Annotated in this window: 11 protein-coding genes; 5 read left to right on the top strand and 6 right to left on the bottom strand. The window is 71.4% G+C overall.

Features of this window, described 5'->3' with window-relative positions:
- Positions 1 to 21: 21 nt before the first annotated feature.
- Positions 22 to 999: a DUF3068 domain-containing protein gene (locus CRP56_RS13525; protein ID WP_097263731.1), complete on the bottom strand. Its 978-nt coding sequence runs from the start codon at positions 997 to 999 to the stop codon at positions 22 to 24.
- Between the two features lie 174 nt (positions 1,000 to 1,173).
- Here CRP56_RS13525 and CRP56_RS47560 point away from each other — a divergent pair, with 174 nt between their 5' ends.
- Together CRP56_RS47560 and CRP56_RS13520 are read left to right on the top strand one after the other, a co-directional pair.
- Positions 1,174 to 1,326, top strand: a complete 153-nt coding sequence (locus tag CRP56_RS47560) for a hypothetical protein (protein ID WP_169807999.1) — start codon at positions 1,174 to 1,176, stop codon at positions 1,324 to 1,326.
- A gap of 3 nt (positions 1,327 to 1,329) precedes the next feature.
- The gene (locus CRP56_RS13520) at positions 1,330 to 2,571 is read left to right on the top strand and encodes a helix-turn-helix domain-containing protein (RefSeq protein WP_097263729.1); all 1,242 of its coding nucleotides are present in this window, start codon (positions 1,330 to 1,332) and stop codon (positions 2,569 to 2,571) included.
- On the opposite strand, the gene CRP56_RS13515 is transcribed toward CRP56_RS13520, so the two are convergent.
- A complete protein-coding gene (locus CRP56_RS13515) occupies positions 2,568 to 3,836 on the bottom strand; it encodes a TerD domain-containing protein (RefSeq protein ID WP_257040764.1) in 1,269 nt (422 codons plus the stop codon). The two genes, CRP56_RS13520 and CRP56_RS13515, sit on opposite strands and share 4 nt — an antisense overlap.
- A gap of 30 nt (positions 3,837 to 3,866) precedes the next feature.
- A complete protein-coding gene (locus CRP56_RS13510; protein WP_179851009.1) occupies positions 3,867 to 5,927 on the bottom strand; it encodes a TerD family protein in 2,061 nt (686 codons plus the stop codon).
- Between the two features lie 259 nt (positions 5,928 to 6,186).
- On the opposite strand from CRP56_RS13510, the gene CRP56_RS13505 reads away from it, so the two are divergent.
- Both CRP56_RS13505 and CRP56_RS13500 read left to right on the top strand, forming a co-directional pair.
- Positions 6,187 to 6,960 carry an IclR family transcriptional regulator gene (locus CRP56_RS13505; RefSeq protein ID WP_097263724.1) on the top strand — a complete coding sequence of 258 codons (774 nt, stop codon included), beginning with the start codon at positions 6,187 to 6,189 and terminating at the stop codon, positions 6,958 to 6,960.
- Entirely contained in the window at positions 6,957 to 7,814 is an 858-nt protein-coding gene (locus CRP56_RS13500) for an SMP-30/gluconolactonase/LRE family protein (RefSeq protein WP_097263722.1), read from the top strand. The genes CRP56_RS13505 and CRP56_RS13500 overlap by 4 nt, the downstream gene beginning before the upstream one ends.
- Before the next feature lie 63 nt (positions 7,815 to 7,877).
- Here CRP56_RS13500 and CRP56_RS13495 read toward each other — a convergent pair whose 3' ends face one another.
- From CRP56_RS13495 to CRP56_RS13485, 3 genes are read right to left on the bottom strand one after another with little or no spacing between them, the layout of a single operon-like run.
- Positions 7,878 to 9,290, bottom strand: coding sequence for an NAD(P)/FAD-dependent oxidoreductase (locus CRP56_RS13495; protein ID WP_179851008.1), 1,413 nt, complete (start codon positions 9,288 to 9,290; stop codon positions 7,878 to 7,880).
- Positions 9,283 to 10,467 carry an MAB_1171c family putative transporter gene (locus CRP56_RS13490; RefSeq protein ID WP_097274010.1) on the bottom strand — a complete coding sequence of 395 codons (1,185 nt, stop codon included), beginning with the start codon at positions 10,465 to 10,467 and terminating at the stop codon, positions 9,283 to 9,285. Before CRP56_RS13490 ends, CRP56_RS13495 begins: the two co-directional genes overlap by 8 nt.
- A gap of 38 nt (positions 10,468 to 10,505) precedes the next feature.
- Positions 10,506 to 11,102, bottom strand: a complete 597-nt coding sequence (locus CRP56_RS13485) for a toxin-antitoxin system, toxin component family protein (protein WP_179851007.1) — start codon at positions 11,100 to 11,102, stop codon at positions 10,506 to 10,508.
- A gap of 226 nt (positions 11,103 to 11,328) precedes the next feature.
- Between CRP56_RS13485 and arfA the strand changes: the two genes are divergently transcribed.
- Positions 11,329 to 12,840, top strand: a complete 1,512-nt coding sequence (gene arfA, locus CRP56_RS13480) for an arabinosylfuranosidase ArfA (RefSeq protein WP_097263717.1) — start codon at positions 11,329 to 11,331, stop codon at positions 12,838 to 12,840.
- Positions 12,841 to 12,843 lie beyond the last annotated feature (3 nt).

Below are 12,843 nucleotides of genomic sequence, written 5' to 3'. Positions count from 1 at the left end.
CTTATTAGAGCTGACGTCACGTCACATCGTGAGCGCGGGATCGGGCGTATCGGAATTACCGGGATGCCGCCTCCCCCGTACCAACAAAACGGAACCGGCCACCACCAGGACGAACCCGCCCACAGCCGCCCCGATCGGCACCGTCACGCCGATCGCCTTCAGCTGCCCGCTGTCCCGCTTGGCCAGCCGTACGGCCTCCTTCTGCGTCGCCGTGGTGAACGCGATCTTCTCGCTGTCCAGCAGCACCACCGCGTCCTTCTTCGAACCCGGCGCCCGCAGCGTGCGCTTGGGGCCGACCTGGGCGTAGATCACCCGGCCGGTGCGCTGGTCGACGACCAGCTCGATGCCGTGGTTGGAGTACCACTCCTCGGCCAGCACCTGGGGCTGGTTCTTCAGGCCGACGAGGGTGCCCGGCACCAGCCGGGTGCCGACCTTCGCCGGGGCGACCGTGCCGGTGAACCGGTAACCCGTGTACCCCTGGACCTTCTTGGTGTCCCGATAGCTCAACACGACTGTGGATCCCAGGGAGTTGTCCCACCACTCGTACGAGCGTTTCCGCACGTCGAAGGGGAACTTCAGATAGGCCTCGCCCTCGATGTACGGCTTCTCGCCGCAGCAGTGCACCGGCTTGGTCGTCTTGCGGTTCATCACCCAGCGGTGCGGGATGAACTCCAGCGCGTCGTGCGGATCGGCGGCCGGCAGCGACTTGTCGGTGTCGACCGTGGTCGTCACGTCCCACACCGCGTCGCCGCTGCGCTCGCTGTCCTGGACGTTGCCGCGCACCCGCTGGGTGACGGTGATCTCCTGGTCGGGCACGGTCTCGACCTTGTCGGTGTCGAAGACGCTGCCGGTGCCCTTGTAGACGGCGGTCTGGTCGATGTCGATCGGGTTCACGGCGGCCCGCGGGGTCACGTACCACGCCAGCAGGGGCGCCAGGACCAGCAGGAACGTGCCAAGTCCCAGCAGAATCAGTGAGAGTGGTGAGGCTGTACGGCGCATCCGGGCACTCCTGGGGCGTGAGGTTACGGAGTTCGGGCCGCTCTATGGGCCGGGAACCGTAGAGCTGTCTTGACGAGGTGTCAATCTCATGTCGACACTGGGGCGGACCGACAGGGTGGGACGCCGGGGTGGGGATGACCGCCGGAAGAGAGCCACTGAGAGGCTGACCCTGCGATGTCCAGACTGCTCGCCGCCGCACTGACCGTCGCGGCCGCCGCCGTGCTCGCCGTGGGTGCCGCCCTCGGCATCGTCGCCCTGCTCGACGCCACGCCCGACCAGCCCAACACCCCCTTGATCACGTACGAGCAAGCGGGCCAGGGGAGTTGAGACGTGACGGCCCGCCCGGCAACCCTCAACTCCCGCTCGGCCTGGCTCGACGTACCCCGCCTCCAGGTGCGCCGGTTCGCGGCGATCGCCATGGCCGAGGCGCCCGAACTCGCCGACGAGATCCTGCGCGAGATCCGCCGCGAGTACCCCCATCTGCCCGTCGTCCTCGACGAGTCCGGCGAGCCGATGGCCCTCGTCGGCATCCGCCGCGCCATCGAGGTCTTCGTCCAGCACCTGGAGACCGCCGAGGGCCGCCCCACCGTGCCGCCCGGTGTCTTCCAGGAGTTCGGCCGCGGCGAGGGCCTCGGCGGCCGCAGCCTGGACTCCCTCCAGGCGATCTACCGCATGGGCGTACGGCTCGCCTGGCGCCGCTTCGCCGAGATCGGCCAGCGCGTCGAGATCCCGCCCCCCGCGATGTACGAACTCGTCGACGCGGGCTACGAGTACCTCGACGGCCTCGTCGACCAGTCGGTCCGCGGTTACGCGGAAGCGGCGGCGAGGCAGGCCGGCGAACGCCTGCGCCTCCAACGCGGCCTGATGGAACTGCTGTTGGCCGAACGCCACCGCGGCGGCAACCCCGCCGACCTGCTCACCGAACGCGCCGCCCGGATCGGCTGGACCCTCCCCGAGAAGGTCGCCGTCGGCGTGCTGCTGCGCCCGGCCCGCGAAGCCATGGCACCCGCGGTCGGCCAGGGCGTCCTCCTCGACATGGAGTACGAACAGCCCCGCATGGTCGTCCCCGAACCCGACTGCGCGGGCCGCCCCGAACTCCTGCACCGCGCCCTGACCGGCTGGGCCGGCGCCATCGGACCACCCGTCCCGCTGGCCGACGCGGCGAAGTCGCTGCGCTGGGCGGAAGCGGCGGTGAACCTGATGGAACGCGGACTGCTCCCGGCCGGTGAGGTCCTGTACTGCACCGAGCACACGGAAGCGCTGGTCCTCCTGCAACCGGAGGAACTCATCGACGACCTGGCCCTGCGCTGCCTGGCCCCCCTCGCCCACTGCGGCCCCACCCACGGCCGCCGCCTCGCCGAAACCCTCCTGGCCTGGCTGGAGACCCGCGGCGGCGCCCCGGAGGTCGCCGCCCGGCTCGGCGTCCACCCCCAGACGGTCCGCTACCGCCTGCGCCAGATCCGCGAACTCTGGGGCGCCGAGATCGACGACCCGGACCGCCGCTTCGAACTGGAACTGGTGCTGCGGGCCCAGCGCCTGAGAGGAGCACTGGGCGCGATGAACCGCGCCTAGTCGCGGCCCTTGAACTCCACCGGCCCCGCGTTCATCTCGATCGTGCCGTCCGGATGCAGCACCGGGCGGCGCTCGGTCATCCGGCCGCTGTACGCCTCGATGTGGTGGATCGCCGCGCCGTCCGCCGAGGTGAAGTCGACGAGGGCGATGGCCACCCAGTAGCGCGTCTTGGTGTTCTCGAAGAGCGGGACCGTGACATTCGAACCGCGGCCGTCGTCCACGACCACCTGCGCGCCGAAGCTCTTGAAGGACCCGAAGCCGTTGCTGAGGGCGGAGTACGCGCACAGCAGGACGTATCCCTGCTGGTCCGGCCGGACGATACGGACGGTCTCCCGGCCGGGGACCTTGGAGTCGCCGTCGAGCTGGATGTACGGGGCCTGCTTCAGCGAGCCGAGGTTCTTGTAATAGATGACGTCGGCTTCCGGGCCCTTGTCGCCCTTGCCGCCCTTCTCCGGCATCTTCTTCGCGAGCCCGGTCTTGACGATCGTGCCGGGCGCCTCGGCACCGCCACGCTGCGCCTTCGACGCGGGCACGAACAGGGCGTACAGATCGAGGTCGGCGCCCCGGCGGCGCCGCTGGTCGCTGCCGCCGTCCCACTCCAGGGTCACGGTGACGACCAGCTCGCGGTCCTGCTTGTCGAGGCTGATCGCGACCTGGCCGCCCTTGTCGAGGCTGACCTTGCCGAGCGGGGGTTTGACGAGACTGGTGGGGGTGGGAGCCGGCGGTGTCATCGCCGAGGCCTCGGGCTGCTCCGACACGTCGATCCCGAAGTCCGTCGCCAGCCCCGCCAGCCCCTCCGCGTACCCCTGTCCGATGGCCCGCAGCTTCCAGCCGTCGCCCCGCCGGTACAGCTCGACCAGCAGGACGGCCCGCTCCCCGTCGACCAGCGGCGGCTGCCGGAAGACGACGGGATCGGCGCCGTCCTGGACGCCGCGCACCTCGACGTCGGCGATCGTGCGGAACGTACGCGACAGGTCGTCCGGATCGCAGCTCGCGACCAGCACCACCCGGTCCACGTCGGCGGGCAGCGCACCGGGATCGACGGTGATCCGCTCGGGCGCACCGGCGTCCGCGGCGAGGTGGCGGACGGCACCGGACTCGGCGGTGGGCTGGTTGTAGAAGACGAGGTCGGCGTCGGACCTGACCCTGCCGTCCGCGCCGACCAGCAGGGCGCTGAGATCGACCGGATCACCCGCGGAGCGCAGTTCGGCGGTCAGCGGCGCCGCCCCGACCGTGGTGTTCCCGCCCTTGAGAAGTTCCGGCACAGCTCCTACCCCCACCCCTTCGATGTGACGTCACCTTGTCACATCGGAGGCGGCGGGCAAGGGGGTGCGTCGGCGGACAGGCTCGTCGAGGTGGACCACGACGGTCTTGTAGAAGCGGTGCACCGCGTCGTCCACACTGCGGATGAAGCCGGACTCGGCGTTGCCGCGGGTGCTGCCCATGCCCTTCAGGAGGGAAAGCCGGAAGCCGGTGATCTGCGTGCCGTTCTTGGGCAGCAGGTCGGCGGGTTCCGGGCGGAGCCGTTCCAAGGTGCCGCGCGGACCCTGGGCGTCACCCTCGACCAGGGTCTCCACGTGCAGGTCCGCCGGTGCCTCGGCGAGGCGGCGGATCAGCCGCTTGGCCCAGGTCAGGGGGTACCCCTGCTCGGGTGCGGGGATCTCGATGGACGTGCGCAGCCTGCCGGTGCGCAGATCGGCGCCGACGGTGAGCAGGCCGGGCGCCTCCTCGACGCGGAGCTGTGCCTGCAACCGGCCTTCCAGGCACAGCTGGTCGGCCAGTTGGGCCCGGCGGGTGCCGTGATCGGTGCCGCGCCTGACGCGCTGTGCGGGCAGCACCTTCTGGCCGAGTTCGCCGCCGAGCCTGAGGCACACCTGGCGGATGAGCCGCTCCCAGTTCTCGACGACCTCGAGGGCCCGTGGGTCGCCCTGGCAGAGGGTCTCGTCGTTGATGCCGTTGCGTACCGGCACCCAGGCGGAGCCCATGTTCTGGAAGCCGTGGCAGCCGGAGTTCTCGTGCTGGAGATAGTGGAGCAGTTCCTGGAGCAGGAACGTGCGCGCCGCGTTGCCGACCCCTTCGTGCCGGATCAGCAGCTGTGCCTGGTGGGCCACTTCGGCCCAGGACAGATGCCAGAGCGCCACCTGGTGCTTGCGCCGCCGGTCGATCCTGACGTCGACCAGAGGGCTGCCCTCCAGCGCGACGTCGTTCGACAACGTGATCACGGCTTCGTAGCCGCGCCGGGCGGCGATGTCCATGTAGGTCTGCACCTGGTCGGCCTTGAGGGCGTTGCCGTTCGTCTTGGTCTCGACGAGCGCCGTCCACAGCTTGCCGGCCCGCTCGATGCGGATCACTCCGTCGGGCCGCCGGGGTGTGTCACCGTGCGGCAGGGTGACCTCGGTGAAGGTCTCCATACGGCCCGAGGGCGCGCCGAACGCGGCGGTGAGCCGCCGCCCGAACCGCGGTACCTGGGTCATCACCGACAACAGCACCGAGGTGGCGCGCATCTCCCGGTCCCGGTCGCTCTTCAGCGTGGAGACCGGAAAGAGCCGGGCGGGACGCCAGGAGTCGTTCTCCCCCAGGGACTTCTGCGGTGCGCTGGGCGGGGTCGCCCGCTTCTTGGCGGTGCGGGGCCGGGCGGCCGGTTTGCGCGGCCTGGCTTCGTCGGCGGCCCGACGCGGAGCCGGTACGGCGTTCAGGGCCCCGGCGGGATCCGGCTCGGGGGCCGGCTCCGGGGCCGGGGCCGAGGGCAGGCCGGCCCGCTCGCCGTTCCCGGCCGGTTCCGGCGTCGCCGCGGCCGCCGTACCCTCCTCGTCCTCGTCCTCGTCGTCGATGTCGACCCCGAAGTCCGTCGCGAGGCCCGCCAGCCCGGAGTCGTAACCCTGCCCGACGGCTCGGAACTTCCATTCCCCGGCGCGGCGGTACAGCTCGCCGAAGATGATCGCGCTCACCTTGCCGGGGTCGCCGATGGCGAAGCGGAGCAGGTGCTCGCCCACGGCGTCGGACAGGGTCACGCGCAGGTCGTCGAGTTCTCCGAAGTGTGCGTCGCCGTAACGGCTCGCGGCCACGACGACGCGGTCCACCTCGGGGGGCACCACGGTCAGGTCGAAGCTGATCCGGTCCTCGTTGCCGTCCTCGGTGGGCGTCTTGTCCAGCAGGTGCACGCTTCCGTCGGCGGCCACCGGGTTGTTGTAGAAGTAGAAGTCCGCGTCGCTGCGGACCTTGCCGTCCGGGCCCAGAAGTAAGACGGACACGTCCGCGTCACCGTCCCCCGCCGGGCTGCTCCAGCCCAGGCTGACGATCACCGAACCGGTGTTGTCACTCAGCGCCGCCAGGGCAGCGTTGGACCCCTTGGTCATTTCGCGCACGAGATTCCCCCCAGGAACCGCATCCCCCAAGAACCGCCACGCACTGTGACGTGCCACACACGGACACAGTAGTACCGGTAGTCGGCACGCGTGCCGCGGAACGCCTGATCTGCAGAACCATTGCCGGGGCAAACCCCCGTTGAGTAGCCTGTGTTCGTTATTCCGATCGCCTGTTGAGATTTCGAACAACGTGAAACGATGCTCGACAGGCGCCGAACTCCACCGACACCTCACAGGGAGGGGGCCGAACGTGGGACGTCTCGTACCTGCCGTGACCCGGGCTCTCGACATCCTCGAGCTCTTCCTCGACGGCGACGGCACGCTCTCCGCCCCGGACATCGTGCGCAAGCTCCAGCTGCCGCGCACCACCGTGCACGAGCTGGTCACCACGCTCGCCGCACGGTCGTACATCGTCCCGGTGCCGGGTCAGCCGGGACGCTACCGGCTCGGCGTGCGTCCGTACCAGCTCGGCAGCCGCTACGCCGAGCAGCTCGACCTCGCCGCCGAGGGCCAGCAGGTCGCCCGCTCGGTCGCCGAGACCTGCGACGAGACCGTCCACGTGGCCATCCTCGAGGGCACCGACGTGATCTACATCGCGAAGGTCGACTCCACGCACGCGGTGCGCATGGTGTCCGCCGCGGGACGCCGGCTGCCCGCCCACTGCACCTCCGTCGGCAAGATGCTCCTGGCCTCGCTGCCCGAGCCGGAGCTGACCTCCCGCATCCCGGACGACGCGGACCTGGCCGCGATGACTCCGAACAGCATCACCGACCCGGCCGCTCTGCGCGAGGCCCTCGCCGAGATCCGTGAGCGGGGTCTCGCCGTGGAGCGCCGCGAGTCCAACCCGGACGTCTCCTGCGTGGCCGCCCCGGTCCGCGACCGCACCGGCCGGGTCGTGGCCGCGCTGTCGATCTCGGTGCCGATGATCCGCTGGAGCGAGGACCGCCGCGAGGAGCTGGAGCAGCTCGCCGCCAAGGGCGCCGTCGAGCTGTCCGAGCGCCTGGGCCACCGGAGCGTGGGATGACCTCGAAGGCGTACGACTACGACGTCGCCGTCCGCGCCGAGGCCACCCTCGGCGAGGGCCCGACCTGGGACGCGGCGGCCGGCCGGCTGCTCTGGCTGGACATCCTGGGCGCCCGCCTGCACACCTACGACCCGGCGACCGGGCACCGCACGGTCCGCGTCACCGACCAGCACGTGGGCGCCGCGAAACCGCGCGCGAACGGCGGCCTGGTCCTCAACCTGCGTGACGGCGTCGCCCTCCTCGACCCCGACGACACCTTCCGCTGGCTCCACCACGAGCCGGTACCGGGCCGCCGCGCCAACGACGCGGCGATCGCCCCCGACGGCTCCCTCTGGGCCGGCACCATGCGCTACGACGAGGCCCCCGGCGGCGGCACCCTGTCCCGCTACACCGCCGACGGCACGGCCGAGACGGTCCTCGACGACGTGGCGGTCAGCAACGGCACGGGCTGGAGCCCGGACGGCCGCCTGATGTACTACGTCGACTCCCCGACCCGCCGCGTCGACGTCCTCGACCACGAGGCCGGGAAGGTCTCGAACCGCCGCCCCTTCGCCGAGATCGAGGACGGCGCGGGCTTTCCGGACGGCCTCACGGTCGACGCGGACGGCTGCGTGTGGGTGGCCCTGTGGGACGGGGGAGCGGTACGCCGCTACACGCCCACGGGCGTGTTGGACCGCGTGATCCCGCTACCGACCCCGCGGGTGACGGCGTGCGCGTTCGGGGGGAGCGACTTGACGGACCTGTACATCACGACGGCGAGGGTAGGGCTGGACGCGCCGCACCCGGTGGCAGGTTCACTGCTGGTGGTACCGGGCGCAGGAAAGGGATTGCCCCAGCCCGCTTTTGCCGGATGACTGCATGCCGTCAGGGGCGCGGGGAACTGCGCGCCCAGCCCCCACCGGCCCGCGGCCAACCGCCTACTGCAACCCCACTTTCTTCAACTCCTCCGCAGTCAAAGGCGGTTCAGCAAGCGTCGCCTTCAACGGCCCCACCAACGCCGCCAACAAAACAGACGGCGTCAACAACACCTCCGCCCGCCGCTCCAGCGACGTCACGTCGGTGACCCGGCGGGCGATACGCCCGTTCCCCGTGGCCGTGTACATCAGCCGATCGACGTACGCGGCCACGAGCCGGTCCCGCCCCGTGGGCCCCTCCTCCGTCGCCCCGGGATAGAACACGTCCTGCCCGGTCGCGAGGTCCCACGCCGCCCCCACCGGCCGGGCCACCGCCTTCTGCACCCGACGGGACACCCCCGGCGCCCCCCAGCCGCGCCGCCGTACGACATCCCGAAGGATCACGGCGCTCTGCGCCCCCACGGCCAGCCCGTGCCCGTACACCGGGTTGTACGCGGCCAACGCGTCGCCCAGGACGGTGAAGTTGTCGGGCCAGGCGGGCATCCGCTCGTAGAAGTAGCGCCGATTGACCGTCGTCCGCGTGAAGGCCACGTCGGACAACGGCTCGGCGCGGGCGAGGAGTTGGCCGATCAGCGGGTGCCGCAGCTCCTCGCGGGCGAAGCGGGCGAAGTCGTCGCCGGAGGCGTTCGCGGAGGTCGGTTCGCCGCCGCGGGTGCCGTTGAGGGTGACGATCCAGCGGCCGTTCTCGATGGGCAGCAGGAACCCCGCACGGCCGGGACCGTCGCCGCGGGCGTCGGACTGGACGTTGACGACCGGGAAGCCGTCACGGGCCTGCTCGGGCGCGAGATACAGCCGACTCGCGTAGGCCAGGCCGGAGTCGACCTCGCGCTGCTCCGGCGCGGGCAGGCCGAGCTCCGTGAGCCAGCGGGGCGCGCCCGAACCCCGCCCGCTCGCGTCCACGACCAGCCCGGCGTCGAGGGTCCGCTCCCGCCCGTCGCGCCCGCGCACCCGCACCCCGGTGACGGCGTCGGAGCTTCCGAGCAGCCCCAACACCTCCGTGCCGTCGCGGAGTTCGACGCGCTCGTCGGCGAGGACCCGTGCCCGGACCGTCGCGTCGAACAGATCGCGCCCGGCGAGGATGACGTGGTGGGACTCAGGCCAGCGGCGGAACCAGCCGTGCGCCGACAGCACGACCATGTCCGTGGTGACCGGCGCCCGGCGGGCCCCGGCGGCGCGGAGTTCCGCGGTGACACCGGGCAGGAGTTCCTCCAGCGCGCGCACACCGCCCGACCACAGCATGTGGGCGTGCCGGGCCTGTGGCAGCCCCTTGCGGGGCGCGGGCGCCACGGGCAGTTCGTCGCGCTCCACGACGACGACCCGCTCGGCGAGCCCGGCCAGGGCGGCGGCCGCGAGCATGCCGGTGTGGGATCCCCCCAGGACTACGGCGGTTCTGACGGGGGACGGAGCTTCAGTCATGCGTGGACATGCTCTCTGCCGGGACGGCCGCGCGGGCGCGTACCGCCTTGATCTCCTCGGGCTTGCGCAGGGCCTGGGACACGGCCTGGATCTCCTGCAGCAGGTAGGTGGTGTCGGGGGCGCTGGTGCCGCCGCCGTCGGGGGAGCGCCGCTCGGCCTCCACCGCGTCCAGGATCGTCACGGCCGCGGCGAGGGCCTGCGCGCGGCCGGGCGCGAAGCCGAGGGCGAGGGCGGCGTCGTACGACCGGGTCCGCAGGTCCTCGTCGAGGCGGCGGGCGAGCTGGAGGAGGGTGTCGCGGATGAACGTCTCGCGGCGGATGAGCCGCATCTCGGGCGTCGCCCGCAGACCGAGCGGCTCGCGGCTGCCCGCGACGGTCCGCATGAGCCGGGCCAGCGGCGCGAGGCCGCGGTGGCGGTGGCGGACCAGCCAGCGCTCCTGGAGGTACTGGCCGGCGTGCGGCACGATGAAGCCGACCGCGACGAACGTGGCGGCGATGCAGGCGGCCGAGGGCGCCACGTTGGTGTTCAGCCAGTCCAGGTCGTGCCCGGTCCAACGGGCCGCCACCGCCGTGAGCTTGGCCGCGCTGAACAGCAGGTTCGTCGCGAAGCCGATCCCGAGGAAGCGCAGTCCCCAGCGCAGCCAGGCGTCGAGGCCTTCGGTGCGGATCCAGTTCCACACCAGCCGGGACGTGACCAGGCTCGCCACGGTGTGCGCGGTCAGATAGAGGAGGATCAGCTCCCGCATGAAGGGCGTCGAGGCGTAGTACGTGTCCAGGTCCCGGATCTGTTCCACGGGCACGTCGGCGAGCGCGAACAGGATCCACAGCGCGGCGACGACCGCCGCGTAGACGGCGACCACCCAGCGGGTCGCGCGGCGGGTCTGGGCGTGGCGTTCGGTGCGGCCGTTGCGCCAGTGCACGACCAGCAGCAGCCAGGACGCGCACAGCGCGGTCAGCAGCGAGTACACCCAGGGCGCGGCGATGTTGGGGACGCCGGTGACGCGGTTGGTCCAGGCGATCGTGGAGGGGGCCGCGAAGACGAACACCGCGCAGGCGAACAGCAGCAGGCCGCCGACGGCCCGCAGCAGCGGGTCCCGCCACAGTTTGAGGATGCTGGGCAGTTTGATCGCCAGCGCGGCGGTCAGCACGGCGGTGGGCAGCCAGAAGGAGACGTACATCCCGCTGAGGAGGTTTCCGGCGGCCAGGGTGCTGTCGCTCACCGCTCGGTGTCCCGGCGTCCGCGATAGCCCATGGACCGCTCCAGCGGGGCGAGGTGGTGCCGGCCGCCGTGGCCCGACAGATAGGGCCGGAAGACGGCCGCGAGCCGGTGCCCGAAGTCGTCCGCCTCGGCCTCGTCCGTCTGCCGGGAGCCGTCGCGGGCGGCGACGGTCAGGGCGTCCTTCCAGTCGGGCTCGCCCGCCAGCGCGCGGGCCGCGGCCGGACCGACGCCGTGCCGGTGCCCGGCGTGCAGATGCCACAGCTCATGGCCGAGGATGACCAGTTGCTGCACCGCCTCGGCCCGCTCCTCGACGATGACCAGGTCGAAGTCCTGGAACTCCACCCACAGCCCGGTCACCTCGATCTCGTCGGGAAACCGCTCGAACCGCAGCTCCACGGGCCGCCCGCCCCGGCGGACGCTCATCGCCTCGCACAGCGCCCGGCACACCTCGCGCACCCCGGCCGGGGGCCGCGGCCTGGCCCGCACGGCGGCGCCGAGCTCGCCCGCCAGATCACGCATCGCGGAACCGCTTCTCGCCCGCCGCAGCGCCGCGGCGATCCGCCCCGCTCCGGTGCGCGCGCCCGCGATGTCCATCGATCCCCCTTCTCACCACCGCACGGCAGTTCGTCCGAGAGTACGCGGCGGGGAGTGTTCACGTCATGGGTTCCGATGACGGTTCAAGCAAGTGGGAGACGATCGCCCAGGATCTGAGAATCCCGCGCGGACCATTGACGGGAAAGTGCTTCCTCTCTACGGTCCGTTCGAGGTTACGGGCAGTCTTCGAAATGCCGAACAAGCGACCCCGTCACGAAAGGCGACCATGCGCACCGCTCGCTTCACCCTCGACCCCGCCTTCAAGGTCGGCCAGGTCAACCCCCGTGTCTTCGGCTCCTTCGTCGAACACCTCGGCCGCTGCGTCTACACCGGCATCTTCGAACCCGACCACCCCACCGCCGACGCGGACGGCATCCGCCAGGACGTCCTCGCACTCGTCCGCGAACTCGGCGTCACCACCATCCGCTATCCCGGCGGCAACTTCGTGTCGGGCTACAAGTGGGAGGACTCCGTCGGCCCGCAGGCGGAGCGTCCCCGTCGCCTCGACCTCGCCTGGCGCTCCACGGAGACGAACCGCTTCGGCCTGTCGGAGTACATCGCCTTCCTCCGCAAGGTCGGCCCCCAGGCCGAACCGATGATGGCCCTCAACCTCGGCACCCGGGGCGTCGCCGAGGCCCTGGAACTCCAGGAGTACGCCAACCACCCCGCCGGCACCGCCCTCGCGGACCTCCGTGCCGCGCACGGCGACAAGGAGCCCTTCGGCATCAAGCTCTGGTGCCTCGGCAACGAGATGGACGGCCCCTGGCAGACCGGCCACAAGACGGCGACGGAGTACGGCCGCCTCGCCGCCGAGACGGCCCGCGCGATGCGCCAGATCGACCCGAACGTCGAACTCGTCGCCTGCGGCTCCTCCAGCCAGTCCATGCCGACGTTCGCCGAGTGGGAGGCGATCGTCCTCGCCGAGACGTACGAGCTCGTCGACCACATCTCGCTGCACGCCTACTACCAGCCGGAGAACGGCGACATCGACTCCTTCCTGGCCTCCGCCGTCGACATGGAGTCCTTCATCGAGAACGTGGTCGCGACCGCCGACCACATCGGCGCGAAGCTCAAGTCCAAGAAGAAGATCAACCTCTCCTTCGACGAGTGGAACGTCTGGTACATCTCGGACTGGCACGCGATCGAGAACTCCGACGCGCGGGACTGGGCGGAGGCCCCCCGCCTGCTGGAGGACAACTACAGCGTCACCGACGCCGTCGTCTTCGGCTCCCTCCTCATCGCCCTGCTCCGGCACGCCGACCGCGTCACCGTCGCCTGCCTCGCGCAGCTCGTCAACGTGATCGCCCCGATCATGACCGAGCCGGGCGGCCCGGCCTGGCGGCAGACGACGTTCTTCCCGTTCGCGCAGGCCGCGCGGTACGGCCGCGGCGAGGTCCTCGACGTACGGGTCGACTCCCCGACGTACCCCACCGAGAAGTACGGCGAGACCGACCTGCTGCACGCCACCGCCGTGCGCGCGGAGGACGGCTCGGTCACCGTCTTCGCCGTGAACCGCAGCCGGACGGAGGCGCTGCCTCTCGAAGTCGCCCTGGGCGCCCTGAACCTGACGTCGGTCGTCGAGCACAGCGCCCTCGCCGACGCCGACCCGGACGCCCGCAACACCCTCGCCGAGCCGGAGCGGGTGGCCCCGCACCCGGTCGAGGGCACCGTCCTCACGGACGGCACTCTGACCGCCGTCCTCGAACCGCTGTCGTGGAACGTGATCCGGTTGGCCTGACAG

It is taken from the genome of Streptomyces sp. TLI_55, assembly GCF_900206255.1.
GTDB lineage: Bacteria > Actinomycetota > Actinomycetes > Streptomycetales > Streptomycetaceae > Streptomyces > Streptomyces aquilus.
This window is presented reverse-complemented; position numbering and strand designations above follow the sequence as displayed.